Raw genomic sequence first — 26,332 nt, 5'->3', positions numbered from 1 at the left:
TTGCCAGCCATGCAGTCTCTCTCTTCTTCGCGCCCTCAGCTGGTCTACCTGGCCTTCGGCCCGGCCACCTATCATCAGGAAGCCTGCTTCAGCATCGTCAGCGCCTTGGCCCACCTCGACGCGGCGGCTGGCGAGGCGATGGACATCCAGGTCTACACCGACAACCCGCAGCCTTATGAACAGCTGCCGGTTACCGTTCATCTGCTCGATGAAGCAACACGCCAGGCCTGGAACGAACCCCACGGTTACCACTTCCGCAGCAAACATGTGCTGATGCGCCACATGCTGCAGCAATATCCCCTGGCCGTACTGATCGATACCGACACGTTCTTTCGCAAGTCACCGCTGCAGCTGTTCCAGCGGGTCAAATCCGGCACGCTACTGTGCAACGCGATCGGCGGGCGCTACGGCGAAAACCAGAAGTGCCTGCTGTACAAGAACCTGCTGACTCTTCTCCAGTCGCGTGGCCTGGCAGACTGCCAGATGCCCCTGGTCAATTCCGGGGTGATCGGCCTTACTGCCGAAGATGCCGGCATACTCGACCACTCCATCGCCATGATGGACGAGTTCCATCCCCTGGCCCGCGCAGCCTACACACTGGAAGAGTTCTGCCTGGCCGTGGCGGCCTATCGCACGCTGGCACTGGCCGAATGCACCGACGTGATCCATCACTACTGGAGCCGCAAGGCCCAGTTCCGCGCCAAGATCCAGGCTTGGCTGCGCAAGCACGGGCACCAACCCCTGAGCGCTGCCGCCCTGGCCGATGTGCTGCTGGTAAATGACCAGCTGCCTCGGCCGCCCACCCTGCAGCGCCTGGGCTACAAGGCCCTGAGCATGACCATGCCCAGCCGCGAACGGCAGTTCGCTCGCGAGTTGCTGTATGGCAGCTACCCCTACCCCAACGAGTTCGACCGCGCCTGTGCGCCGGCATGGTGGGACAAGGCGCTACAAAACCTCAACGAGCGCTACGGCCGCATGGAGCCCGAGCAACTGCGCCAGTGCCTGCGCCATCCAGGCCTGCGCTTGTCGCTCGGTGCTCGGCGCAAGGACATCGAGGCACATTTGTTGAGAGCCTCCCAACCCTGAGCCACACCACTGGTTTTGGCATGGCCGAGCGCGTAATCTCGCGCCATGCCCCATTTCGTTCACCTGTTCTGCATCCTGCTGCTCGCCTGCCTGAGCCCGTTGGCGCAGGGCGAACGCCTGCGCCTGGTCACCGACGATTGGGCACCTTACGTGTATCGGGATGCCGGCCAGACCAAGGGCATCGACTACGAAGTCACCACTGAGGTGTTCAAACGCCTGGGTATCGAAGTGGACTGGGAATTCCTGCCCTGGAAGCGCTGCCTGGCCATGATCGAGCAAGGCCAGGCCGACGGGGTAATGGACATCTTCATGGTCGACTCGCGCAAGGCCTACCTGGTCTACCCGCTCGAACCGATGTCGGATGTCGAGTTCGTGTTGTACCAGTCCAGCCGCCGCCGCCATGCCATCGAGCAGTTGAACGACCTCACCGGCCTGACCGTGGGCACGTCGCCCGGTTATGCCTACGGCGCCGAATTCAATGATGCGCCGGGCTTTCGGCGCGAAGCCGCCCCCAGTCATGAAGCCAACTTTGGCAAGCTGAAGCTCGGGCGCATCGATTTGCTGGTCACCGATCGCCTGGTCGGGCGTTACCTGCGCCGACAACTCGGCCTGGAGCAGCAAGTCGAAGAATTGCCGCTGGTGATCAGCCGCCAAGCACAATATCTGGGGCTGGCGCGCAAACCCGGCCGCGAGGAACTGGCCCAGGCGTTCAGCACAGAGTTGCGTCGCTTCAAGCAGGAACCCACCTACCTGGCGATAATCGAACGCTACATCGGCGACACCGGCCATCTTCCTGACGCCGTTGAGCAGCAGGAAAGCAGCACGCCGCGATAGCTCTGTTATACTCGGGCCTTCCCGCCCGGCTCACGCCCGGACGCTCGGCCTCGCAACAGGCATCCCGATCGGCATCGACGCCCTCCTTGGCGTCCACCCTCCGTTTTCCGGATGTGCAGTGAAAGCCCAGCTGGACCGGACGCGATCGCATCCCTCCGATGCCCGTCGCGCCAGGCAGAACATCCCTACGGGCCCAGCCCACACGAGAACAGGATTGCCCATGTCCTTTGCTTCCCTCGGTCTCTCCGAGGCTCTTGTCCGCGCTATCGAGGCTGCGGGCTACACCCAGCCGACTCCGGTGCAACAGCGGGCGATTCCCGCCGTGTTGCAAGGCCGCGACCTGATGGTCGCCGCACAGACAGGTACTGGTAAAACCGGCGGTTTTGCACTGCCGATCCTGGAGCGCCTGTTCCCGGCAGGCCACCCGGACAAATCCCAGCGCCATGGCCCACGCCAACCGCGCGTACTGGTCCTGACCCCGACCCGCGAACTGGCGGCGCAGGTACATGACAGCTTCAAGGTGTACGCCCGCGACCTGCCACTGGTAAGCGCCTGCATCTTCGGCGGTGTTGGCATGAACCCGCAGATCCAGGCCATCGCCAAAGGCGTCGACGTCCTCGTGGCCTGCCCGGGCCGCCTGCTTGACCTGGCCGGTCAAGGCAAGGTCGACCTGGCCCACGTGGAAATCCTGGTCCTCGATGAAGCCGACCGCATGCTCGACATGGGCTTCATCCACGACGTCAAGAAGGTCCTCGCCCGCCTGCCGGCCAAGCGTCAGAACCTGCTGTTCTCGGCGACCTTCTCCAAGGACATCACCGACCTGGCCGACAAGCTCCTGCACAACCCGGAGCGTATCGAGGTCACCCCGCCGAATACTACGGTCGAGCGTATCGAGCAGCGCGTGTACCGCCTGCCCGCCAGCCACAAGCGCGCGCTGCTGGCGCACCTCATCACCCTGGGCGCATGGGAACAGGTTCTGGTGTTCACCCGCACCAAGCACGGCGCCAACCGCCTGGCCGAGTACCTGGAAAAGCACGGCCTGACTGCTGCGGCGATCCACGGCAACAAGAGCCAGAACGCTCGCACCAAAGCCCTGGCCGACTTCAAGGCCAACAGCGTGCGCGTGCTGGTCGCCACCGACATCGCAGCACGTGGCCTGGACATCGACCAACTGCCGCACGTGGTCAACTTCGAGCTGCCGAATGTCGAGGAAGACTACGTTCACCGCATCGGCCGTACTGGCCGTGCCGGCCGCTCGGGAGAGGCCATTTCCCTGGTCGCGCCGGATGAAGAAAAGCTGCTCAAGAGCATCGAGCGGGTCACCAAGCAGAAGATCGCCGATGGCGACCTGATGGGCTTCGACGCAAGCCAGGTTGAAGCCGAGAAGCCAGAAGTACGCGAACGCCCGCAGAACAACGGCCGCGGTGGCCGCAATCAGCAGGCGCGTGGTGACGGTGGCAAAGACGCCAACGGTGGCCGCAAGGACAAGGGCAAGGATAAAGGCAAGGCCAAGCAGCACGCCGCCGACAAACCTGCCGACAAGGAAAAGGCCGCCGACAAGCAGCAACAGCCGCGCAAACCGCGCGACAAGAAGCCGCGTCAGCAGCAAGCCGGCCAGAGCAGCGTACCGAAGGCGCAAGATGACCGTGCGCCCGATGAGTTCCGCGACGACGACATCGACAACTTCGGCAACCGCGCCGACTATGTCAGCCCGTACCAGAACGGCAAAAATCAAGGTCGCAACCGTCGTCCAGGTGCAGGCCAAGGTCAGCAGGGCCAAGCCAACAGCCAACGCAGCAGCAACGGTGGTGGCCAAGGCCGCAATGGCAGCCAGCCGCGCAGTGCCAGTGGTGAGAAACGCCCACCACGCAACAACAATGGTGGTGGTGCACGTCGCGACAACAATGGCGGCGGCCGCAACCGTTCGGCGGGTCGCGATGACGCTTTGCGTCAGGAACCCGCAGTGCGCAGCTCGCGTGAGCCGCAGAACCAGCCAGTGATCATCCGCAAGGAATCCAAGCTCGATCGTTACCCGACGCCTGAGCAGTTGGACGACCTGCCAAGCCGCCCGCGCGGTGAGCGCCCAGCGCTGCTGACGCGCAAAGGCTCGTAAAGCCGCCACAAAAAAACGCCGCCCCAAGGGGCGGCGTTTTTTATGGCTCAAGCGTTGTGTTACTTCTGCTTCACGCCTTCGACGCTGATATCCAGGTCCAGGGTCTGCGAGGTAGCGCCTGGGCCTTTGATGCCGAAGTCGTTCAGGTTAAGCGTGGTGGTGGCGTTGAAGCCAGCACGCTCACCGCCCCACGGGTCCTTGCCTTCGCCGTTGAAGGTGGCCTTGAAGGTGACCGGCTTGGTCACACCGTGCAGGGTCAAGTCGCCGGTCACGTCGGCGGTCTTCTCGCCGGTCGATTTGACGGCGGTGGACACGAACTTGGCATCTGGGTACTTCTTCACGTCGAGGAAGTCTTTGCTGGCGATGTGCTTGTCACGCTCGGCGTGGTTCGACCACAGGCTGGCGGTTTTCAGGTCGACGTTGATCTTGCTGGCTTCAGGCTTGGCGCTGTCCCAGGTGAAGGCGCCATCGAAGTCCTTGAAGGTACCGTGAATGAAGCTGTAGCCCAGGTGGCTGATTTTCCAGTCGACGAAGGCGTGCTGGCCTTCCTTGTCGATCTTGTACTCGGCCGCCATTGCCTGGCCAGCGGAGAGCAGTGCGGTACCGAGCGCCAGAGCGGCAAAAGTCTTTTTCAACATCCTTTCTATTCCTTGCAATTGAGGTTGAGAGTCAAGCTTTGCGGCCCAGCATGCGGGTCAGGGTCGCGTCACGGTCGATGTAATGATGCTTCAGCGCAGCCAGCGCATGCAGCACGGCGAATATCACCAAGCCCCAGGCCAGCCACAGATGAATCACGCCAGCCAGGTCTGCCTGATCAGGCAGGTCGCTGATCAGCGCAGGTACTTCGAACAGGCCGAACACTGGAATACCTACACCGTCGGCAGTTGAGATCAGATAACCAGCGATCATCACTGCAAACAGCCCCAGGTACAGCGCCAGATGCCCCAGCTTGGCCGCCACGCGGGTCAATGCCCCGTGGTTGGCCGGCGCCGGAGGCGGTGGGCTGATGAAGCGCCACAGCACACGCAGCAGCATGACGGCCAGCAACACCAGGCCGATGCTCTTGTGCAGGTCCGGGCCGGACTTGCGCCAAGGGCTGTAGTAGTCGAGGCCGACCATCCATAGGCCCAGGCCGAACAGGCCAAAGACCGCCAGCGCAACGCCCCAGTGCAGGACAATGCTGACCACGCCATAGCGAGAAGATGAGTTGCGCAGTTGCATGATGCCGTGTTTCCCCGTGAAAGCTGTGCACAGACTAACGCGTAACGTATCGAATAAAAGCACAAAAAATTGCTTTGGATGATCGAAAAATCCGATAGTTAGTGTGCTAGTTCGCTATTAAGGAAACATTAACGATAGTAGGAGAGTTTGCGCTTGTCAGTAGCGGCCTCTTCGCGGTTCGACCCGCGAAGAGGCAGGTGGAGCAACTCAGCTCGCCATACCGAACAGGCGCGAGAAGAACCCAGGTTTGTCATTCGCAGACGCTTCAGTCTTTACCGGCTCGGGCTTGGCAGGCGCCGCATCGGCCTTGTCACCTTTGTCCGCCCCACCGCCGAACATGTTCGAGAAGAAGCCGCCCTCTTTCTTCGACGGCACAGCCGGGGCCGCGACAGATGGCGCCTTGAACAGGTCGAACGATTTACCAGCCAACAGATCCTGCACCTGACCGGCAGCACGCTGACCACTGCGCAGAGCACCTTCGAGGGTGCCTGGGTAAAGCGCGTCGGTATGCTCGCCGGCAAACGCGATGCGCTGCACCGGACGCTCCCACAGCCGCCAGTACTTGCTGATCTGCCCTGGCCCATAGGCCAGGTAGGCACCGCCCATACCCGCATCGGCGCTGTAGCGCTTGACCTCATAGCCGGTAAACGCACCGCGTGCCTGTGGATAAAACGCATGCAGGCGGATCAGCACCTGGTCGACCATCTGCTTGTCGCCGAATGCCTGCAACAGGCGAGCGTTATCACCCGACAGGTTTATCACCACGTTGGCGCCACCCTTGAGCGCCGGCTCGATCCACAGCATGCCCAGCCCGGAGTTGCTGAAGATTTCACCCGACATCCGCGCCCGGCTTTCCCACACCGGCTGCTTGAACTTGAGCATCAGCTGGTCACGCCAACCGTAGTTGGTGGCTCTCAGCGCCGCCACGTGCTGGGTGTCCAGACCGGGGGTGATCTGGATCTTTGCCAGGGCACGCAGGGGCACGGCCAAGACCAGATAATCGGCCTGGTAGCTGGTGCTGCCGACCTTGACCGTCACAGCATCCTTGTCCTGCACGATGGCAGTGACCGGCGAGCTGGTCTTGATGGTTTTCAGCTGTTTGACGAAGGCCTGGGCCAGCACCGGGCTGCCGCCTGGAAGGCGCGCGGCGCGCAGGTCGCGGTCGCTGACGCCACGGTAGACGCGGTTTTGCTGGGCGAAGTACAGCAGCGACAGGCGCGATGGCTCATCGTAGCGGGTACGAATCTGCTGGTTGACCAACTGCCGCGCGGTGCTCGGCAGTTGCAGTTTGTCGAGCCACGTGGACACGTTCATCTGATCGAGGGCGAACAGCGTACTGGTGGCCTGAGGCTTGAGCGGGTCATCGATCGAGCGAGCCAGGTCGTCGAGGGTTTTCTCGTAGCGTTTGAGGGCTTCTGCGGTCGCAGGCTGCTTGGTGGACAGATCGCTGGCGCTGAAATATTCACCATCGATCAGGTAACCGGGGGTACGCACGAATTCGGGCGCTGGCAGTGTTTCCAGCTTGAAACGGTCGAGGTACTGGTTAAGCACCGGCTGGGCCTTGCTATTACCGATCCATTCGCTGGTCGCCAGGCCCGAGCGGCCACCCATGCCCGCCTTGGCTTCCAGCAGGGTCACCTGCCAGCCCTTGCTCTGCAGCTCGTAAGCTGCAGTCAGGCCTGCAAGGCCGCCACCCACAACGATTGCCGTAGGTGTCTTGTCCTTAGCCAGCGCGGCCCCGCTGGACACACCGATCAATACGAACGCGCACAGGCGCACCCAAGCAGCAGCCATGATGGCGAACTCCAAGTTGACTTGCAGAAATGGGAAGAGGCAGGACTGCCCCGAACGATGATGCGTTAAGAATACGTCAGGTCTGGGCACCCTGCCACCACAGCAGCAACAAGTGCCTTTGGCAACTGGCATTTTTGTCAGTAGCGAAAGACAGAGGCGCTGGGTAAAGCTGTTGCGAGCGGGGGAAAAACCGACAAAAGGAACTGCACATGACCTATGAAGAGCATTTCGCCCAAGTCCAACGGCAACCTCTGTCACATAAAGAGCCATTTTTTATGCCTTCAGGGTTGTGTATCCGCGCAAACGGCACATCCTTGACGGGCTTTCATGAGGCATTCAAAGGCGACGACGGTACGGAACTGGTAATAGGTGAGCACAGCGATGTGGAAATCGCCTTCGCAGAGGAAGTCGAAAGCCTGCTGATCGAATACTACGTGGTCAGCGATCAGCATTTCGACGATGTACAGATGCTGCTGGACACCGATGGTTACGACATGGACCTAATCGCCCCGCCGCCGCGCAACTTTTATTGGTTAACCCTTTCCGGCAGCGGCTATACCGAATTCATGCCCGGCCCGATCTCCACACAGCCGTACCTGCAGCATTTGGCCGGGCCGTTCCGCCGGCTTACCATTTCCACTTCGCAAGCCGGTACCGTGCACATCCGCAAGCTCAAATGGTCCCGCACCTGCCGCCATTGAACTGCAGCGGTTGTTCTGCTTCCCGGCATTGCTTAGGCTTACGCGGTCAAACCAAGCCGTAACGCCAGGAGAAGTGCCGATGGGCCTCAACGATCAGTGGATGCAGCGTGACCTCAAGGTCCTGTGGCACCCCTGCACCCAGATGAAAGACCACGAGCAGCTGCCGCTGATCCCGATCAAGCGAGGCGAAGGGGTTTGGCTCGAGGACTTCGAAGGCAAGCGCTACCTGGATGCGGTCAGCAGCTGGTGGGTCAATGTGTTCGGCCACGCCAACCCGCGCATCAACCAGCGCATCAAAGACCAGGTCGACCAGCTCGAACATGTGATCCTGGCGGGTTTCAGCCATCAACCGGTGATCGAGCTGTCCGAGCGCCTGGTGGCCATGACCCCGGCCGGGCTGGACCGGGTGTTCTATGCCGACAACGGCTCGTCGTGCATCGAAGTGGCACTGAAGATGAGCTTCCACTACTGGCTGAACATCGGCAAACCGGCGAAAAAACGCTTCGTCACCCTGACCAACAGCTACCACGGCGAAACCATCGCTGCCATGTCGGTCGGCGACGTGCCGCTGTTCACCGAAACCTACAAGGCGTTGCTGCTCGATACCATCAAGGTGCCGAGCCCCGACTGCTACCTGCGCCCGGAAGGCATGGGCTGGGAAGAACACTCGCGAAATATGTTCCAGGCCATGGAACAGACCCTGGCCGAACACCACGAAACCATTGCCGCCGTGATCATCGAGCCGCTTATTCAGGGCGCTGGCGGCATGCGCATGTACCATCCGGTTTACCTCAAGCTGCTGCGCGAGGCCTGCGACCGCTATGGCGTGCACCTGATCCACGACGAAATCGCCGTGGGCTTCGGCCGCACCGGCACGATGTTCGCCTGCGAACAGGCCGGCATCCGCCCGGACTTCCTCTGCCTGTCCAAGGCGTTGACCGGCGGTTACCTGCCGCTGGCCGCCTGCCTGACCACCGACACGGTGTACCAGGCGTTCTACGACGACTATCCGACTTTGCGCGCGTTCCTCCATTCACACAGCTACACCGGCAACCCGCTGGCCTGCGCGGCGGCGTTGGCGACCCTGGATATCTTCGAACAGGACAACGTCATCGAGGCCAACAAGGCCTTGTCCGCGCGCATGGCCAGCGCCACGGCACACTTGGCCGACCATTCGCATGTTGCGGAAATCCGCCAGACCGGCATGGCCCTGGCGATCGAGATGGTCAAGGACAAGGCCGGCAAGGTCGCCTATCCGTGGCAGGAACGCCGTGGCCTGAAGGTGTTCGAGCATGCACTGACGCGGGGCGCCCTGCTGCGTCCGTTGGGCAGCGTGGTGTATTTCCTGCCGCCGTACGTGATCACCCCGGAACAGATCGACTTCCTCGCCGAAGTGGCCAGCGAAGGGATCGACATCGCGACACGGGATAGCGTCAGCGTTGCCGTTCCGGCCGACTTCCACCCTGATTTCCGCGATCCGGGCTAAGCCGGATTGGCGCCGTCATTCGACCCCTTTTCAGTTTGAGCAGAACCATGAGACTGTCCCGCTTCTTCATCTACGCCCCTCTGAGCCTCGGCGAGCACGACTTGCCCGAGGCCCAGGCCCACTACATTGGCCGCGTATTGCGCATGGCTGCCGGCGATGCCGTGCAGCTGTTCGACGGCAGCGGCCAGGAATACCTCGGCCATCTCCTGGAAGTGGGCAAGAAAACAGTGCGCGTCAGCCTCGACCAGGTCCTCGCCGGCCAGGCCGAGTCACCGCTGCATATCCACCTCGGCCAGGGCCTGTCCCGTGGCGAGCGCATGGATTGGGCAATCCAGAAGGCCACCGAACTGGGCGCCAACGAAATCACTCCGATCGTCAGCGAGCGCTGCGAAGTGCGCCTGAAGGACGAGCGCGCCGACAAACGCCTGGCCCACTGGCGCCAGGTAGCGATCAGTGCCTGTGAGCAGTGCGGCCGTTCGACATTGCCGGTGATTCACCCGCCCGTGATCCTGGCCGAGTGGATCAAGGGCAGCGATGCCGACCTCAAGCTGGTGCTGCACCCGGTCGCAGAGCCGCTGAGCAGCCACAACAGGCCGGCGCGCCTGGCCTTCCTCATCGGCCCCGAAGGTGGTTTGAGCGATGCCGAGGTCGAGCAGGCCAAGGGCGCCGGTTTCCACGCCGCCCGCCTTGGCCCGCGCGTACTGCGCACCGAGACCGCGCCAGTCGTAGCGCTGTCGGTGGCGCAGCAGCTGTGGGGGGATTTTTCATAAACAGCTAACGCACGTACAGCGACACCGCCACAAAGTGCATCAGGCTGCCAACGATCACAAACAGGTGCCAGATACCATGTGCGTGGCGCAGCCGGCTGTCCAAAGCGAAGAAGATGATGCCCACGGTATAGAACACCCCGCCGGCCGCCAACCAGGCAAAGCCGGCGGTACCCAGGCTGTGCAGCAGCGGCTTGACCGCCACCAGCACGATCCAGCCCATCACCGCGTAGATGATGATCGACAGGATTCGCGCCTCGGAGCGCGGCTTGATTTCCTGCAGCATGCCGATCACCGCCAGCCCCCATACCACTCCGAACAGGCTCCAGCCCCAGGGCCCACGCAGGCTCACCAGGCAGAATGGCGTGTAGCTGCCGGCGATCAGCAGGTAGATCGACAGGTGATCGAGCTTGCGCATGATCACTTTCGCCCGGCCACGAGTGCTGTGGTAGAGGGTCGAGATGCTGTAGAGCAGCAGCAGTGTGCCGCCGTAGATGGAGAAACTGACGATCTTCCACGGATCGCCCTGCAGGCCCGCGACGACGATCAGCCAGATGGCGCCGATGCTGGCGAGGACAGCACCGACCAGATGGGTCCAGGCGTTGAAGCGTTCACCGTAATACATGCAGACACAGACCTCCTGTGGTGGGCTGGGTTCCAGATGTTCACCATCCTACCCAAGCACAGGTTGCAGTTGCGCGTCACGCACCAGCCTTTCCAGCCCGACCAGGTCCGGCACCCGCGCCACCTGCTCCCCTACTTGCACCGCCGCCAATTCCAGGCAACCCAGCGCCACATCCACATAGTTCAGCTGGCTGTCGAGCTTGCACGAACGCGGGATGTCCTGCAGCAGCACCGCCAGGTAACGCAGCCCGGTATCCCCCAGGGCGTTCAGCACGACGATGCGCGCCCGCTCGCCGCAGGGGGTGTCGCCGCCACATGCCGCCTCGAAACCGATCAACGGCAAATGCTGCTGACGCCAGTCGATCCACCCGAGGTGCCAGGCCGGTTCGCCGCGTTGGCACACCAGGTTGCGCTGGCCAATCAATTCCGCCACCGCCACGTTGGGCAGTACCAACGTGCGGTCGCCCAGCGGCAGTAGCAGGCCAGTCAGGCTGCTTCGTTGGCCTGCGATCAGTTCAAGCATGAGTCTGGCTCCAATGGGCGATGCTCTGCAGCAACACCGACTCCTGATAGGGCTTGCCCAGGTAGTCGTTGACGCCGATGGCCATGGCCCGCTCGCGGTGCTTCTGCCCAGTGCGCGAGGTGATCATGATGATCGGCAGGTCTTTCAGGCGCTCGTCGCGGCGAATACGGGTGGCCACCTCGAAGCCGTCCATGCGCGGCATCTCGATGTCCAGCAGCAGCACGTCAGGGCGGTGCTCTTCCAGCAACGCCATGGCATCGACGCCGTCCTTGGCGGTCAGCACGCTCATGCCGTGGCGTTCGAGCAGGCGGCTGGTGACCTTGCGCACGGTCACCGAGTCGTCCACCACCATCACCAGCGACGCTTTGCGCGGGGCCGGCCCGAATAACGTGCGCTGCACCCCGCTGCCCCCTGGCAGGCGCGCCAGGCGACGCTGCTGGCCACGCAGCTGGCCGAGCAGGTCGAGAATCAGCACCACCCGGCCATCGCCGAGCAAGGTCGCGCCCGACAGCCCGGCCACGGCAGCGAACTGAGGGCCAAGGCTCTTCACCACGATTTCGCGGCTGGGCGACAGGCTGTCGACCTGAATGGCGAACGACTGCTCCTGGGAGTGCACCAGCAGCACCGGCAATGGCACGCTCTGCCCCAGTAAACCTGGGCGTGGCAGCCCTTGTACCAACTCGCCCAGGTAGCGCAGCTCGTACTGGTGACCGGCATAGGTGTAACGCGGCTGATCCAGCTGGTAGCAGGCGGCAAGCTCGGCCGGTGGCACGCGGACGATGCCCTCGATGGTGTTGAGCGGGATGGCGTACTGCTCGTCGCCCAGGTGCACCATCACCGCACGGTTGATCGACACCGTGAACGGCAGTCGAATCAGAAAGCGCGCGCCCTTGCCCTGGGCCGACTCGATACTCATCGAACCGCCCAGTTGCTTGACCTCTTCGTGCACCACATCCATGCCCAGGCCGCGCCCGGAAATCTGGGTGATCTTCTCGGCCGTGGAAAAGCCCGGGCGCAAGATGAACTGCAGGATCTCGTGGTCGCTCAGGTGCGCCTGCGGATCCAGCAGGCCACGCTTGATTGCCTTGCGCCGCACGGCCTCCAGCGGCACGCCTGCGCCATCGTCGGTCATTTCGATGACGATGTCGGCACCCTCGTGGAGCAGATTCAGGTGAATGGTGCCCTGCTCTGGCTTACCGGCAGCCAGGCGCACTTCGCGAGCCTCCAGGCCATGGTCGACGGCATTACGCAGCATGTGTTCGAGCGGCGCCACCATGCGTTCGAGCACACTGCGGTCAAGCTCGCCCTCAGCGTTTCCGACCACCAGCTCGACCTGCTTGCCCAGCTCGCTGGCCACCTGGCGCACCACCCGCTGCAAGCGCGGCACCAGGCGCTCGAACGGCACCATCAAGGTCGCGGTCAGGCCTTCCTGCAACTGGCTGTTCACCCGCGCCTGCTGCTGCAGGAGGCTGTAGGACTCCTGAGCACGCTGGGCCAGGGTTTCCTTCAGGTCGAGCAAGTCGGAGGCCGACTCGAACAGCGCCCGAGACAGTTGCTGCAGCTGGGAATGGCGGTCCATTTCCAGCGGGTCGAAGTCTTCGTAGGCATCACCCTCGAACGGCTGGCGGCTGCTGAGCCGGCCCTGGGTCTCCATGTCCAGGCGCAGCAGCTGGTCGCGCATACGCTCCAGGGTGGTTTCCATTTCGTTCAGGGCAAACTGGGCGTCGTTGACCTGTTGCTCGATACGCCCCCGGATGACCGAGTGTTCGCCGGCCAGGTTGCCGAGGTCGTCGAGCAGTTCGGCGTCGACCTTGACCATGTCGCCAGGCGCGCGCTCCGGCGCTGCGGCAGGCACCTCGGCGGGTATCGCCTCGGCCTGCGACTGCCCGGCAGCGCTATCGGTCAACGCGGCGCTGCTGAAATTGCGGATGTAGTCGATCAGCGCGCTGGCCGCATGCAGCGGCTGGCCCAGCCGTACGGCATCGAGCATGTGCGCCAGGCGGTCATGGCAGTTCTGCAGCAGGGCGAACAGTGGCGCACTCGGCGGCAAACGCCCGGCGGCCAGCAGCTCGTAAAGGAATTCAAGTTCGTGGGCCAGGTCGCCAATGGCGGCGATCTCGACCATGCGCGCACCGCCTTTGAGCGTGTGCAGGTCGCGCAGCAGGTTGTCCACCTCGACGCTGCTGCGCGGATCGGCCTGCCAGCGCGCCAGCGCGGCACCGGCGCTTTCGACGATGTCCGAGCTTTCTTCGAGGAAAACCTCCAACAGCTCCTTGTCACCGGGGTTGTCGGCTTCTTCGGCCAGCTCTAGCGGTGCGTCCAGCCGTGTGATCGAGCCAGGCGCCACCAGGCCGGTGGCGTCGGGTGCCAAGGCGTCGTCGAGCAAGCCGCGCAGGCCGTCGATGCAGTCGGGGCGGGCCGTCAGCTCCTGGCCGGCGGCCACCTCGTCGAGCATGTCGAGGAGCACTTCGTGGGCCTGCCGGGCCTGGGCGAAGAAGCGGGCATCGGCGGCCAGGCTGCCTTCCTCGACCGCACCGTACAGGTCCAGCAGTGCTTCGCAGACATCGTCCATCTGCCACAGGTCGGCCAGGTGGGCGCCGTGGCACAGGGTGGTCAGTTCATCGAGCAGGGTATCCAGCGACTGGCGCTGCCCCGGTTGTTCCTGCCAGCGCGACAGCAGCGACTCGGCATCCAGCAGAATATCCATGGCCTGGGCCAGGAAGTTGGCGATCATCTGCGGATCGCGCTTGCCACGGCGCGCAGGCTGCGCATCCCCATGCAGGCTGGCCAGCCGTGCATCAACCGCCTCGCCGACCTGCTCGATCAGCTCCGCCGCACCTTCAATAGGCGCCAACGGCGTACTGCCCAGTTGCGCCAGGCCCCGGTGGAACAAGGCGCGCGCCGCTTCGAGCCACTCGATTTCGGCCATCTGCAAGGGCAATTGATGGCTGCGATACTCGCGCACCAAGCGGTCGAATGCGGTGGCCAGCTCGGCGATCGGCAACACGCCGGCCATCGCGGCGCTGCCCTTGAGCGTGTGCAGGGCGCGCTGCAGGCCATCGCTGACCTCGCTGTCCTGGCCGTTGGCGCCTTGCAGAAACGCTTCAAGGCTGGCCAGGTGGCCCTGCGCCTCGTTGCGGAAGATATCCAGCAACAGCGGGTCGAGGCCATCGATTTCGGCACTGGCCGGCGCATCGTTTTCCGCCAGTGCATGCAGGTGGCTGGCCAGCTGTTCGATCTCGGTCACCTGCGGCATCTGGCCAGCAGCAAAGTCGGCCAGCAGGTCGGGCAAGTGCACCACCACCTGCTGCAGCGCCACCACCCCCTCCGGGGCCAGCGTCATGCGCCCTTCCAGCACTCGGTTGAGCAGATGCTCGCCGCCCCATGCCAGCTCGGCCACCGCCTGGGCATGGACCATGCGACCACTGCCCTTGAGCGTATGCAGGTCGCGGCGCACCTCCAGCAAGGCATCGCGCAGGGTGTTGTCGGCGCGCCAGCGCAGCCAGTGGCGCTCGATTTCGGGCAGCAGCTCGCCTGCCTCCTCAAGAAACACTTCGCGTAATTCGTCGTCGATGCCGTCGCTGCTGCCATCCTGAGCAATGTCGGATGCGCCAAGCGAGCATTGCACCCCCAGCGCCGCCAGGCTGGCGCGGGCCATGTCGAGGAAGGGTTGGCCATCGGCCAAGGGGTCGGCAACCCGCCATTGCAGGTAACACTCGCCGGCGCTGAGGGCATCGGCCAGGTGGTTCAGTTCGTCCGCTGGCGGTTCCACGTCCAGATGCTGCAGCCAGCGTTGCACATAGCCCGCGCAGCCAGCGAAGACCTCGGCGGCGGCCGGCAGCATCAGCATCGCCAAGGCCCCACGCACCTGCTGCACAAGCCCCGGCAACGGTTGCAGGCGCTGGCGCGGCCAACCGGACTCCAGGCAATCGCCGATCAGGTCCTTGGCCTGCTGCAGCACGTTCAGCGATTCATTCAGTACCAGCTGGCGTATCTCGGCCAGGTCCGAGCCGGGCATACCGCCCTGCCCGCCTTCCTCCAGCGGGCCGACCATGCCATTGAGGCTGGCTTCCACGTAGAGCAAGGCGCCCGCGACATCCATGAGCACCGCGTCATCCGCCGCTCGCTCCCCCTGGGCCAGGGCCTGCAGGGCCAACACCTGGTCGATGATCACCCGCCGGGGTTGCTGAAAGCCCAGTACCGCGAGGGTATCGGCCACATGGCGCAACGGCGCCAACAGGCTGTCCAGCTCTTCGCTGTGCTGGCGATCACCGCGCACGAACTGGTCGAGGCGCTCCTTGATGCGCATCAGGTCGTCGCACAAGGCGCTGATCACCGAACGCAAGGCGTCACGCCCAGGCCCAGCCTGAACCTGCTCACGCCAGTTGCCCAGCGACAGGTCGAGGTTGGCCAGATCGTCAGAGCCAGCGAAACGCTGGGCCGCGCCGCTGATCAAGCTGCCCTGGGCCAAGGGCTCGACACCGCGGCAGGCGCGCAACTGGTTGAGCAGCGGCAGCATCACCAACGGCAGATCGTGCCGCGCACCGCGTAGCCGCTCCAGGTACGACGGCAGCTGCTCCAGCCCGCGAAACAGCGGCCCCAGGCAATCGCCACGCGGGCTGACCTGGCCCTCGGCCAGCGCTTTGGCCAGCAGCTCCAACTCTTCGGCCAGGCGCGTGGCACCGCGCAGTTCGAGCATGCGCAGGCAACCGTGCACCTGATGCAGGTTGTCCACCACGAATGCCAGCATGGACAAGTCGTCGGTTTCCCCGGCAAAGCGCTCCAGGGCCTGGCGCGCCTGGCCCAGGCAGTCGAGGATGGCGGCCCGGGTCCAGGCCAGGGCCACGGTATCGTGGCGTTCGGGGCTAACTGCAGCTGCCATGACCATTCCTCAGCGCCGCTCGGCGGGTGCCGGCAGGGTAAAACCAGACACCGAGCGGCGCATCTCGCTGGCCATTCGCGCCAAGTGGCGAATGCTGTCGGCGGTGGCGCCGGAGCCGGCGGAAGTCTGCGCGGTGATCTGCTGGATTACGGCCATGGTGTGGGAAATCTGCCCGGCGGACGACGTCTGCAACTGGGCGGCATCCGAGATGCTGTGGATAAGTTCAGCGAGGTTCTGCGAAACCCCTTCGATTTCCGCCAGCGCCACCCCGGCGTCCTGCGCCAGGCGCGCGCCGCGCACCACTTCGGCGGTGGTCTGCTCCATGGAAATCACCGCCTCGTTGGTGTCGGCCTGAATGGTCCGCACCAGCGCTTCGATCTGCCGCGTTGCCGAAGAAGACCGCTCGGCCAAGCGCTGGACTTCGTCAGCCACCACGGCAAAACCACGGCCGGCTTCACCGGCCAACGAAGCCTGGATGGCCGCGTTGAGGGCGAGGATATTGGTCTGGTCGGCAATGTCGTCGATCAGGCTGACGATGTCGCCGATCTCTTGGGAGGATTCGCCCAGGCGCTTGATCCGCTTGGCCGTGTCCTGAATCTGCTCGCGGATGTTGTCCATGCCGTTGATGGTGTTGTGCACCACTTCGTTGCCCTTGTTGGCGATCGCCACTGAACGCTCGGCCACCTTGGCCGACTCGTAGGCATGCGCGGACACCCGGTCGATCGACTCGACCATATCGCCCACCGCCTCCGACGCCTCGCTGATCTGGTCGGCTTGATGCTCCGACGCCTTGGCCAGCTGGCGTGCGGTGTTCTGCGTGTCCTGCACGGCAGCGGCCACCTGCTCGGCACTGTGGTTGATGGTCGCCACCAGGTCGCGCAGCTGGTCTACGGAATAATTGATCGAGTCGGCGATGGCGCCGGTGAAGTCCTCGGTCACCGACACGGTCACGGTCAGGTCGCCATCGGCAAGTTCTTCGATTTCGTCGAGCAAGCGCATGATCGCCTGCTGGTTGCGTTCGTTCTTCTCAGCGGTTTCGTGCAGTTGGCGGTGCGTGGTGCGCACCATCACCAGGCCGATGAGGATGATCGAGGCCAGCGCCAACAGGCCCAGCACATAGCCACCGACCGTATCCAGCGTGCGCCCGGCGGCCAGATTTTCGAAGCCGTTGGCCAGGTGCGAGGCCTCGTCGAGCAGCGTCTGCGACAAGCTGAAAATGTTGCCGGCCGCCTCGCGTACGCGGAACAGCTCGGGCGAGGTTTCGAGGATTTCATCGACGGAGCCGGCGACGAACTGGAACAACTCGGCGATTTCGGCCAGGCGCGCGCGGGCGTCGGCATCCTCGACGCGGGTCACCTGGATCGCCGGATTACCCGCCAGCATGCCTTCGAGCACCTGGCCGAAACGGCTGGCATCGCGGCCAAAGGTATCGGCGGCTTGCGCAGCCGTGTCATCACCGGCCAGCACGGTGTTGACCGAACCCAGAATGCGCTCGGCAAGCAGTAGCTGACGCTGGGCAACCACCACCTGGCTGGCCGGGGCGCCGCTTTGCAACAGGATTTCGACCACCTTCTCGTACTCGACCTGCAATTGCGGCACGGTTTCGGCCAGGGTCGCCGCTACCTGGTGCAGTGAGAGCACGGTCTGTTCGCTGGCGAGGATGGTGTCGGTGTTCTTGCGCAGGTTTTCCCAGTCCTGAAGCACCGCGTCCATCTCGTCCTTCACTGCGACCGGCGCCGCAGGCAGGCCGGTGGACTTGTCACCTTCGCGCAGGTAACTCCAGCGCCGCTCGAAATCGTTGCGCGCATCGGACAGCAACTTGAACGCCAGCGCCTTGCCGGCCGCCGCCTCGGTGGCGTTCTTGGCGATGCGCTGGGACAGCACGCGCAGCTCGCCGGCATGACCGATGTACTGCTTGTCGTGGTTGGCCTGGGTGTTGAGGTAGGCGAAATTGGCGAACAGCAGGATGATCGACAGGATCAGGATGATGAACAGCACGGTGATCTGCACGATGCTGCGCGTGCGCGGGGTCATGCTGGCAGGGGGGACTGGAGTGGCCGGCTTGTTCACGGTCGAAAATCCTTATAGCGCCACATCGAGAAAGCCCGGCGCCTGGGCCAGGGCGAAGGGGCTGAAGATCGCCCAGTTGCGTTCACGCGGGAAATGCCCCTGGACGAAACGCGCCGCAGCGCGGATCAGCGGTTGCGGCGGGGCCAGCTCCAGGGTATCCAGGGCAAAGTGCTGCAGGCCCAATACTTCATCGACCAGCAGGCCGACGAACAGGTCTTCGTGGTCCAGCACCAGCACCCGCCGCTGTTTGCTCGGCGCCACCGGGCCAAGGCCGAAAAAACTGCTCAGGTCCATCACCGGCAGCAACCGGCCGCGCAGGTTGGCCACCCCGCAGACCCAGGGTTGCACACCTGGGACGCGGCTGCTGCGCGGCTCGCGCGACACTTCGGCGACCTCGCCCATCGGCGCGACGAACCACTGCCCGGCGACGCGAAAACCGATACCGCTCCATTGCTGCAGGCGGGTGTCCTGTGGCGGCTGGTCGGCCACCAGCAAGCGGCAGCGGCGGTCGATGTCCAGCAACAGCTCGAAGGCGGTCAGCGACGCACCCTGGGGGCGGGTGGTCAAGCGCCCAGCACTTCGTTGAGCTTGGCGATCAGCGCCTGTTCTTCCACCGGCTTGGTGACGAAGCCGCGTGCGCCCTGGCGCTGCGCCCAGATGCGGTCGGTTTCCTGGTCCTTGGTGGTGACGATGAGTACCGGAATGGCGCTGGTTTCCGGGTCCTTGCTCAATTGCCGGGTGGCCTGGAAGCCGTTCATGCCAGGCATGACAATATCCATCAGCACCGCGTCGGGCTTTTCCTGGCGGGCCAGGGCCACAGCGTCGGCGCCGTTGTTGGCCTTGAGCACTTGGTGGCCATGTTTTTCGAGCCATTCGGTCAATCTGTACATCTCTGTCGGCGAGTCGTCGACAATCAGAACTCGGGCCATGCTGTTTCCCCATCAGGAAAATAAAGGCCGCGCCACTTCGGGTGCGGTCAGGGTGCGTGTTGTTCGTGCGCGGCGAAACCGGGCACATGAGCCCTGATCGCATCGAGCAGTTCTTCCTTGCTGAATGGTTTGGTCAGGAACTGGTCGGAGCCGACCACCCGCCCGCGGGCCTTGTCGAACAGGCCATCGCGCGACGACAGCAAGATCACCGGGATGTCCTTGAAGGCACTGTTGTGCTTGATCACGGCGCAGGTCTGGTAGCCATCCAGGCGCGGCATCAGCACGTCGACGAAGATGATCTGCGGCTGGTGATCGACGATCTTGGCCAGGGCATCGAAGCCGTCGCTGGCGGTGACCACCTCGCAGCCCGCTTCGCCGAGCAACATCTGCGCGGTGCGGCGGATCGTGCGTGAATCGTCGATCACCATCACCTTCAGGGGCTGTTCCATAAGTTGCGCTACCATCGCTGCAGATTGTGGGCTGCCCGCCGCGAATGGCTTGCAGCTTGATGCTGAGGGCATTTTTAGCACACTCCGGGGGGGCATTCCATCTACTGCGCCCCTTGACCCGCGGCGTTAGCGGCGCCACCCTGAGCCACTTTTCTTTCGATTCGTCGCGGCCACCCGCCGCCAAGAGGAACCACCCCCATGAGCGTTCGCCTCGGCATTGTCATGGACCCCATCGCGTCCATCTCCTACAAGAAGGACAGCTCGCTGGCCATGCTGCTGGCCGCCCAGGCCCGTGACTGGAGCCTGTTCTACATGGAGCAGCGCGACCTTTACCAGGCCGAAGGCAAGGCCCGCGCGCGCATGCGCCCACTGAAGGTGTTCGCCGACCCGGCACACTGGTTCGAACTGGGCGACGAACAGGACAGCCCGCTGGCTGAACTGGACGTGATCCTGATGCGCAAGGATCCGCCGTTCGACATGGAATTCGTCTACAGCACCTACCTGCTGGAGCAGGCCGAAACCGACGGCGTGCTGGTGGTCAACCGCCCGCAGAGCCTGCGCGACTGCAACGAAAAACTGTTCGCCACGCTGTTCCCGCAGTGCACCCCGCCGACCTTGGTCAGCCGTCGCCCTGACATCATCCGCGAATTCGTTGCCAAGCACGGTGACGTCATCCTCAAACCACTGGACGGCATGGGCGGCACCTCGATCTTCCGCCACCGGGCCGGCGACCCCAACCTCTCGGTAATCCTCGAAACCCTGACCGTGCTGGGCGCCCAGCAGATCATGGCGCAGGCCTACCTGCCGGCGATCAAGGACGGCGACAAGCGCATCCTGATGATCGACGGCGAGCCGGTCGACTACTGCCTGGCGCGCATCCCGGCCAGCGGCGAGACCCGTGGCAATCTGGCTGCCGGCGGCCGTGGCGAAGCGCGCCCGCTGAGCGAGCGCGACCGCTGGATCGCCGCCCAGGTCGGCCCCACCCTGCGTGAAAAGGGCCTGCTGTTCGTCGGCCTGGACGTGATCGGCGAGTATCTCACCGAAATCAACGTCACCAGCCCGACCTGCATCCGTGAGATCGATGCCGCCTACAACACCGATATCGGTGGCAAGTTGATGGATGCCATTGATCGCAAGCTGCAGGCGCGCTGACCGCCGACGCGAAGCAATACCGCAGAGTGGGGTATGATGCCGGTCCTATTCGACTGAGCTGCTGCCCCGCCCTGCGGTTGCTGGATACCCGATGACGCTGCCCGCCGACATCCCCGCCGACCTGCTGCCACCCCGCGTTCGCCCGGTGGACCGGCTTGGCTTTACCCTGTTTCTGGCTGCCCTGGTGCACCTGGCGCTGATCCTTGGCGTGGGCTTCACCGTGGTCAAACCGGCGGAAATTCGCCAGACCATGGACATCACCCTGGCCACCTTCAAAAGCGAGAAAGCGCCCGAGAAGGCCGATTACCAGGCCCAGGCCAACCAGCAAGGCAGCGGCACCCTGGAAAAGAAAGCGGTGCCGACCACCACCGAAGTGGCGCCGTTCCAGGACAGCAAGATCAACAAGGTCACCCCGCCACCTGCGGCCAAACCCGAGGTGGTGCAGCCTGCCCCGCAGAAATCCGCCGTGGCTACCCAAGCGCCAAAAGCGCAGAAGGTCGAACCCAAGCCCAAGGAAAGCAAGCCGCAACCCAAGCCAGCGGCCACACCTGATTTCGACAGCTCGCAGCTGTCGAGCCAGATCGCCAGCCTTGAGGCGGAGCTTTCCAATGAACAGCAGATGTATGCCAAACGCCCGCGTATCCACCGCTTGAACGCGGCCTCGACCATGCGCGACAAGGGCGCCTGGTACAAGGAAGAGTGGCGCAAGAAGGTCGAGCGGGTGGGCAACCTGAACTATCCCGATGAGGCGCGCCGGCAGCAGATCTACGGCAATTTGCGGATGATGGTGTCGATCAACCGCGATGGTTCGTTGTATGAGGTGCTGGTGCTGGAGTCTTCCGGGCAGCCGGTGCTGGACCAGGCGGCGCAGCGCATCGTGCGGCTGGCGGCGCCGTTTGCGCCGTTTACCGGTGATCTGGCGGAATTCGACCGGCTTGAGATCATTCGGACCTGGCGCTTTGCGCGTGGGGATCGGTTGTCCAGCAACTGAGTGCCTGCCTTGGTGATGTAAGGCGTGGCGGAAATCGAGCGCCAGAAACCTCTCGGCATGCGCAAACCAGCGACACACAACCACCTTGTCAGCCTCGCCACCTGGCGCCACACTATCCCCCATGAAAACCCTCGCCCCGAGCTACCTCAAGCATCAGTTCCTGATCGCCATGCCGCACATGGCCGATCCGAACTTCGCCCAGACCCTCACGTACATCGTCGAGCACAACGCCAATGGCGCCATGGGCCTGGTGGTCAATCGACCTCAGGAGCTGAACCTGGCCGACATCCTTGAGCAGTTGCGCCCGGACGAGGAACCACCGGCCAGTACCTTGCAGGTGCCGATCTACCAGGGCGGCCCGGTGCAGACCGACCGAGGCTTCGTGCTGCACAGCAATGAATGCAGCTTCCAGGCCACCGTGGCGCTGGAAGGGCTGTCGCTCACCACCTCCCAGGATGTACTGCTTGCCATCGCTGCCGGGGTCGGCCCGAAACAAAGCCTCATCACCCTCGGCTATGCCGGCTGGGAAGCAGGCCAACTGGAAGCGGAGCTGGCCGACAACGCCTGGCTCAACTGCCCGTTCGATCCTGAAATCATCTTTGGCCTGGCCAGTGACCTGCGCCTGGATGCCGCCGCCGCCAGCCTGGGTATCAACCTGAGTCTGCTGACCAGCCAGGCGGGCCACGCCTGATGGCCGAATTGCGCCTGCTGCTGGGCTTCGACTACGGCAGCAAACAGATTGGCGTGGCCGTCGGCCAGGTGATCACCGGCCAGGCCCGCGAGCTTTGCACCCTGAAAGCCCAGAACGGGGTACCTGACTGGGCTCAGGTGGAAAAACTCATCAAAGAGTGGAAGCCCGACGCCATCGTCGTCGGCCTGCCGCTGAACATGGACGGCACGCCCAGCGAAATGAGCGAGCGCGCCGAAAAGTTCGCCCGCCGCCTGAACGGCCGCTTCAACCTGCCGGTACACACCCACGACGAACGCCTGACCACCTTTGAGGCCAAGGGCGAGCGCATGGCCCGTGGCGGCCAGCGCGGCAGCTACCGTGACAACCCGGTCGATGCCATCGCCGCTGCCCTGCTGCTGCAAGGGTGGCTGGAGGCCAATACTTAATTTTCCGCTTTGCCGTCGGGCCAACCCGGCGCCGCCCTCCAGGAGACACGCAATGAGCCTACCCAATCCCGCCGAGTTGATCCGGCAGATGGCTGTCGACCTTCGCGCCCATCTGGCCCGCCGCGGCATCAGCGAACCGCGCTTCATCGGCATCCGCACCGGCGGCGTCTGGGTTGCCCAGGCCCTGCAGGAGGAAATGGCCGACCAAAGCCCGCTGGGCACGCTCGACGTATCTTTCTACCGTGACGACTTCAGCCAGAACGGCCTGCACCCGCAAGTGCGCCCGTCGGAGCTGCCATTCGAGGTCGAAGGCCAGCACCTGGTGCTGATCGACGACGTGCTGATGAGCGGCCGCACCATCCGCGCTGCGCTCAACGAACTGTTCGACTACGGCCGCCCGGCCAGCGTGACCCTGGTCTGCCTGCTCGACCTGGATGCCGGCGAACTGCCGATCCGCCCCAACGTGCTCGGCGCCACCCTGTCGCTGGCCGCCCATGAACGAGTAAAATTGACCGGCCCCGCCCCGCTCGCCCTAGAGCGCCAGGACCTCGCCACCGCTTCCGCCCTTTAAGAGTCCACTCGCGATGACGCCAATCGACGCCAAGCGCCCGCTGCAGCTCAATGATCAGGGCCAGCTGCGCCACTTCCTCTCGCTCGACGGTTTGCCCCGCGAACTGCTGACCGAGATCCTCGACACCGCCGACTCGTTCCTCGAAGTCGGCGCCCGGGCCGTCAAGAAAGTCCCGTTGCTGCGCGGCAAGACCGTGTGCAACGTGTTCTTCGAAAACTCGACCCGCACCCGCACCACCTTCGAACTGGCCGCCCAGCGCCTGTCCGCCGACGTGATCAGCCTCAATGTGTCGACCTCGTCGACCAGCAAGGGCGAGACCCTGTTCGACACCCTGCGCAACCTCGAAGCCATGGCTGCCGACATGTTCGTCGTGCGCCATTCCGATTCGGGCGCCGCGCACTTCATCGCCGAGCACGTGTGCCCGGACGTTGCGGTGATCAACGGCGGCGACGGCCGCCATGCGCACCCGACCCAGGGCATGCTCGACATGCTGACCATCCGCCGCCACAAAGGCAGCTTCGAGAACCTTTCGGTGGCGATCGTCGGCGATATCCTGCACTCGCGCGTGGCCCGCTCCGACATGCTCGCGCTCAAGGCGCTCGGCTGCCCGGACATCCGCGTGATCGGTCCGAAAACCCTGATCCCGATCGGCATCGAGCAGTATGGGGTGAAGGTCTACACCGACCTCGCCGAAGGCCTGAAGGATGTCGACGTGGTGATCATGCTGCGCCTGCAACGCGAACGCATGGCCGGTGGCCTGCTGCCCAGCGAAGGCGAGTTCTACCGCCTGTTCGGCCTGACCACCGCGCGCCTGGCCGGCGCCAAGCCTGACGCCATCGTCATGCACCCCGGGCCGATCAACCGCGGCGTGGAGATCGAATCGGCAGTGGCCGACGGTAAACACTCGGTGATCCTCAACCAGGTCACCTACGGCATCGCCGTGCGCATGGCGGTACTGTCCATGGCCATGAGCGGGCAGAACGCGCAACGTCAATTCGACCAGGAGAACGCCCAGTGACCCTCAGCATTCTTGGCGCCCGGGTCATCGACCCCAAGAGTGGCCTGGACCAGGTCACCGATCTGCACCTGGACGGCGGCCGCATTGCCGCCATCGGCGCGGCCCCGGCCGGTTTCAGCGCCAGCCGCACGATCCAGGCCGATGGCCTGATCGCCGCGCCTGGCCTGGTCGACCTGGGTGTATCCCTGCGTGAGCCGGGTTACAGCCGCAAAGGCAGCATCGCCAGCGAAACCCGCGCGGCCGTGGCCGGCGGCGTCACCAGCCTGTGCTGCCCGCCGCAGACCAAGCCAATCTTGGATACCTCGGCAGTGGCCGAGCTGATCCTCGACCGCGCCCGTGAAGCCAGCAACAGCAAGGTCTACCCGATCGGCGCCCTGACCAAGGGCCTGGAAGGCGAACAACTGGCCGAACTGGTGGCCCTGCGCGACACCGGTTGCGTAGCCTTCGGCAACGGCCTCAAGGAAATCCCCAACAACCGCACCCTGGCTCGCGCCCTGGAATATGCCGCCACTTTCGACCTGACCGTGGTGTTCCACTCCCAGGACCGCGACCTGGCCCAGGGCGGCCTGGCCCACGAAGGCGCCATGGCCAGCTTCCTTGGCCTGCCGGGCATCCCGGAAAGCGCCGAAACCGTGGCCTTGGCCCGCAACCTGCTGTTGGTCGAGCAGAGCGGCGTGCGCGCACACTTCACCCAGATCACCAGCGCCCGCGGCGCTCGCCTGATCGCCCAGGCCCAGCAGCTTGGCCTGCCGGTGACTGCCGATGTGGCGCTGTATCAGCTGATCCTCACCGACGAGTCGCTGCGTGAGTTCTCCAGCCTCTACCACGTGCAGCCGCCGCTGCGCAGCGCCGCCGACCGCGATGGCCTGCGCGAAGCCGTGAAATCGGGGGTGATCCAGGCGATTTCCAGCCACCACCAGCCGCACGAGCGCGATGCCAAGCTGGCGCCGTTTGGCGCCACGGAACCGGGTATCAGCAGCGTTGAGCTGCTGCTGCCACTGGCCATGACCCTGGTCGACGATGGCCTGCTGGACCTGCCGACCCTGCTCGCCCGCCTTACCAGCGGCCCAGCTTCTGCCCTGCGCCTGCCGGCCGGTGAGCTGAAGGTCGGTGGCGCGGCAGACCTCGTGCTGTTCGATGCCAAGGCCTCTACCGTTGCGGGTGAGCAGTGGTTCTCACGCGGTGACAACTGCCCGTTCATCGGCCACTGCCTGCCTGGGGCGGTGCGTTATACCTTGGTCGATGGGCATGTCTGCCACGAGGGCTGACAGCTAGCTGCAAGCTGCAAGCTGCAAGCTGCAAGAAAATGCCGGCACTCCACCGATCTGCTTTTTCTTGTGGCTTGTAGCTTGAAGCTTGAAACTCTTCCCCCCTCCCCCCATATGAGTCTGCATCAGGCAATTTTGCCCCGCTGCGTGGAGACTCTCCCTTGACCACCATCGTTTCTGTCCGCCGTAACGGCAAAGTCGTCATGGGCGGCGACGGCCAGGTATCCCTCGGCAACACCGTGATGAAAGGCAACGCCAAGAAAGTCCGTCGCCTGTACCACGGCCAGGTCATCGCCGGCTTCGCCGGTGCCACCGCCGACGCCTTCACCCTCTTTGAGCGCTTCGAGGGCCAGCTGGAGAAACACCAGGGTCACCTGGTCCGCGCCGCCGTCGAGCTGGCCAAGGAATGGCGTACCGATCGCTCCCTGAGCCGCCTGGAAGCCATGCTGGCCGTGGCCAACAAGGACGCATCCCTGATCATCACCGGCAACGGTGACGTCGTTGAGCCGGAAGACGGCCTGATCGCCATGGGTTCCGGCGGCGCCTACGCCCAGGCCGCAGCCCGCGCCCTGCTGAACAAGACCGACCTCTCGGCCCGTGAAATCGCCGAGACCGCCCTGAACATCGCCGGTGACATCTGCGTGTTCACCAACCACAACCTGACCATCGAGGAGCAGGACCTGGCCGACTGATCAGCTGTTCTGGCGCCCCGCTCCGGTAGCGGGGTTTTTCCACGC

General features: G+C 64.2%; 23 protein-coding genes and 1 pseudogene. 14 read left to right on the top strand and 10 right to left on the bottom strand.

The window, feature by feature from the left end; genetic code table 11:
* The first annotated feature begins 9 nt into the window (after positions 1-9).
* The 3 genes from ACIQUF_RS18710 to ACIQUF_RS18700 all read left to right on the top strand — a co-directional run bounded on the left by ACIQUF_RS18710 (position 10) and on the right by ACIQUF_RS18700 (position 4,033).
* Positions 10-1,086, top strand: a complete 1,077-nt coding sequence (locus tag ACIQUF_RS18710) for a hypothetical protein (protein WP_403134070.1) — start codon at positions 10-12, stop codon at positions 1,084-1,086.
* Positions 1,087-1,131: 45 nt separating this feature from the next.
* Positions 1,132-1,920: a substrate-binding periplasmic protein gene (locus tag ACIQUF_RS18705; RefSeq protein WP_403134066.1), complete on the top strand. Its 789-nt coding sequence runs from the start codon at positions 1,132-1,134 to the stop codon at positions 1,918-1,920.
* Positions 1,921-2,140: 220 nt separating this feature from the next.
* Complete coding sequence (locus ACIQUF_RS18700; RefSeq protein ID WP_403134063.1) at positions 2,141-4,033, top strand: DEAD/DEAH box helicase; 1,893 nt, start codon at positions 2,141-2,143, stop codon at positions 4,031-4,033.
* A gap of 59 nt (positions 4,034-4,092) precedes the next feature.
* On the opposite strand, the gene ACIQUF_RS18695 is transcribed toward ACIQUF_RS18700, so the two are convergent.
* The 3 genes and pseudogenes from ACIQUF_RS18695 to ACIQUF_RS18685 all read right to left on the bottom strand — a co-directional run.
* Positions 4,093-4,671, bottom strand: coding sequence for a YceI family protein (locus tag ACIQUF_RS18695; RefSeq protein WP_403134062.1), 579 nt, complete (start codon positions 4,669-4,671; stop codon positions 4,093-4,095).
* 31 nt (positions 4,672-4,702) lie between these two features.
* Complete coding sequence (locus ACIQUF_RS18690; protein ID WP_403134060.1) at positions 4,703-5,254, bottom strand: cytochrome b; 552 nt, start codon at positions 5,252-5,254, stop codon at positions 4,703-4,705.
* A 213-nt stretch (positions 5,255-5,467) separates the two neighbouring features.
* Positions 5,468-7,048: pseudogene (locus ACIQUF_RS18685) on the bottom strand (flavin monoamine oxidase family protein); the annotation flags it as partial.
* A 209-nt stretch (positions 7,049-7,257) separates the two neighbouring features.
* On the opposite strand from ACIQUF_RS18685, the gene ACIQUF_RS18680 reads away from it, so the two are divergent.
* From ACIQUF_RS18680 to ACIQUF_RS18670, 3 genes are all read left to right on the top strand, one after another.
* Positions 7,258-7,749: a hypothetical protein gene (locus tag ACIQUF_RS18680; RefSeq protein WP_403134058.1), complete on the top strand. Its 492-nt coding sequence runs from the start codon at positions 7,258-7,260 to the stop codon at positions 7,747-7,749.
* 79 nt (positions 7,750-7,828) lie between these two features.
* Positions 7,829-9,235 (top strand): adenosylmethionine--8-amino-7-oxononanoate transaminase, encoded by a 1,407-nt coding sequence (locus ACIQUF_RS18675; RefSeq protein ID WP_403134056.1) that lies wholly within the window; start codon positions 7,829-7,831, stop codon positions 9,233-9,235.
* Between the two features lie 47 nt (positions 9,236-9,282).
* Positions 9,283-10,005, top strand: coding sequence for a 16S rRNA (uracil(1498)-N(3))-methyltransferase (locus tag ACIQUF_RS18670; RefSeq protein WP_403134055.1), 723 nt, complete (start codon positions 9,283-9,285; stop codon positions 10,003-10,005).
* 4 nt (positions 10,006-10,009) lie between these two features.
* Here ACIQUF_RS18670 and ACIQUF_RS18665 read toward each other — a convergent pair whose 3' ends face one another.
* The 7 genes from ACIQUF_RS18665 to ACIQUF_RS18635 are packed head-to-tail and all read right to left on the bottom strand — an operon-like array spanning position 10,010 to position 19,479.
* Positions 10,010-10,627 carry a hemolysin III family protein gene (locus tag ACIQUF_RS18665; protein ID WP_403134054.1) on the bottom strand — a complete coding sequence of 206 codons (618 nt, stop codon included), beginning with the start codon at positions 10,625-10,627 and terminating at the stop codon, positions 10,010-10,012.
* Positions 10,628-10,675: 48 nt separating this feature from the next.
* Positions 10,676-11,149, bottom strand: a complete 474-nt coding sequence (locus ACIQUF_RS18660) for a chemotaxis protein CheW (RefSeq protein WP_403134052.1) — start codon at positions 11,147-11,149, stop codon at positions 10,676-10,678.
* The gene (locus ACIQUF_RS18655; protein ID WP_403134049.1) at positions 11,142-16,031 is read right to left on the bottom strand and encodes an Hpt domain-containing protein; all 4,890 of its coding nucleotides are present in this window, start codon (positions 16,029-16,031) and stop codon (positions 11,142-11,144) included. The genes ACIQUF_RS18660 and ACIQUF_RS18655 overlap by 8 nt, the downstream gene beginning before the upstream one ends.
* 9 nt (positions 16,032-16,040) lie before the next feature.
* Complete coding sequence (locus ACIQUF_RS18650) at positions 16,041-18,065, bottom strand: methyl-accepting chemotaxis protein (protein WP_403134471.1); 2,025 nt, start codon at positions 18,063-18,065, stop codon at positions 16,041-16,043.
* A gap of 48 nt (positions 18,066-18,113) precedes the next feature.
* Positions 18,114-18,668: a chemotaxis protein CheW gene (locus ACIQUF_RS18645; RefSeq protein ID WP_403134046.1), complete on the bottom strand. Its 555-nt coding sequence runs from the start codon at positions 18,666-18,668 to the stop codon at positions 18,114-18,116.
* Complete coding sequence (gene pilH / locus ACIQUF_RS18640) at positions 18,665-19,030, bottom strand: twitching motility response regulator PilH (protein ID WP_400796611.1); 366 nt, start codon at positions 19,028-19,030, stop codon at positions 18,665-18,667. Before pilH ends, ACIQUF_RS18645 begins: the two co-directional genes overlap by 4 nt.
* Before the next feature lie 47 nt (positions 19,031-19,077).
* Positions 19,078-19,479, bottom strand: a complete 402-nt coding sequence (locus tag ACIQUF_RS18635; protein WP_403134042.1) for a PleD family two-component system response regulator — start codon at positions 19,477-19,479, stop codon at positions 19,078-19,080.
* A gap of 198 nt (positions 19,480-19,677) precedes the next feature.
* On the opposite strand from ACIQUF_RS18635, the gene gshB reads away from it, so the two are divergent.
* From gshB to hslV, 8 genes are all read left to right on the top strand, one after another.
* Positions 19,678-20,631: a glutathione synthase gene (gshB, locus tag ACIQUF_RS18630; RefSeq protein ID WP_403134040.1), complete on the top strand. Its 954-nt coding sequence runs from the start codon at positions 19,678-19,680 to the stop codon at positions 20,629-20,631.
* A gap of 91 nt (positions 20,632-20,722) precedes the next feature.
* A complete protein-coding gene (locus ACIQUF_RS18625) occupies positions 20,723-21,622 on the top strand; it encodes a TonB family protein (protein WP_403134037.1) in 900 nt (299 codons plus the stop codon).
* Positions 21,623-21,743: 121 nt separating this feature from the next.
* Positions 21,744-22,313: a YqgE/AlgH family protein gene (locus ACIQUF_RS18620; RefSeq protein WP_403134035.1), complete on the top strand. Its 570-nt coding sequence runs from the start codon at positions 21,744-21,746 to the stop codon at positions 22,311-22,313.
* The gene (gene ruvX, locus ACIQUF_RS18615; RefSeq protein WP_400796596.1) at positions 22,313-22,738 is read left to right on the top strand and encodes a Holliday junction resolvase RuvX; all 426 of its coding nucleotides are present in this window, start codon (positions 22,313-22,315) and stop codon (positions 22,736-22,738) included. The genes ACIQUF_RS18620 and ruvX overlap by 1 nt, the downstream gene beginning before the upstream one ends.
* A 52-nt stretch (positions 22,739-22,790) precedes the next feature.
* Positions 22,791-23,309: a bifunctional pyr operon transcriptional regulator/uracil phosphoribosyltransferase PyrR gene (pyrR, locus tag ACIQUF_RS18610; RefSeq protein ID WP_403134033.1), complete on the top strand. Its 519-nt coding sequence runs from the start codon at positions 22,791-22,793 to the stop codon at positions 23,307-23,309.
* A gap of 13 nt (positions 23,310-23,322) precedes the next feature.
* Positions 23,323-24,327 carry an aspartate carbamoyltransferase catalytic subunit gene (locus ACIQUF_RS18605; RefSeq protein ID WP_008099987.1) on the top strand — a complete coding sequence of 335 codons (1,005 nt, stop codon included), beginning with the start codon at positions 23,323-23,325 and terminating at the stop codon, positions 24,325-24,327.
* Positions 24,324-25,595: a dihydroorotase gene (locus tag ACIQUF_RS18600; RefSeq protein WP_403134030.1), complete on the top strand. Its 1,272-nt coding sequence runs from the start codon at positions 24,324-24,326 to the stop codon at positions 25,593-25,595. Before ACIQUF_RS18605 ends, ACIQUF_RS18600 begins: the two co-directional genes overlap by 4 nt.
* A 161-nt stretch (positions 25,596-25,756) precedes the next feature.
* Complete coding sequence (hslV, locus tag ACIQUF_RS18595) at positions 25,757-26,287, top strand: ATP-dependent protease subunit HslV (protein ID WP_003249309.1); 531 nt, start codon at positions 25,757-25,759, stop codon at positions 26,285-26,287.
* Positions 26,288-26,332 lie beyond the last annotated feature (45 nt).

Origin of the sequence: Pseudomonas sp. NPDC090233 (genome assembly GCF_044772285.1) — a bacterium.
Taxonomy (GTDB): domain Bacteria; phylum Pseudomonadota; class Gammaproteobacteria; order Pseudomonadales; family Pseudomonadaceae; genus Aquipseudomonas.
This window is presented reverse-complemented; position numbering and strand designations above follow the sequence as displayed.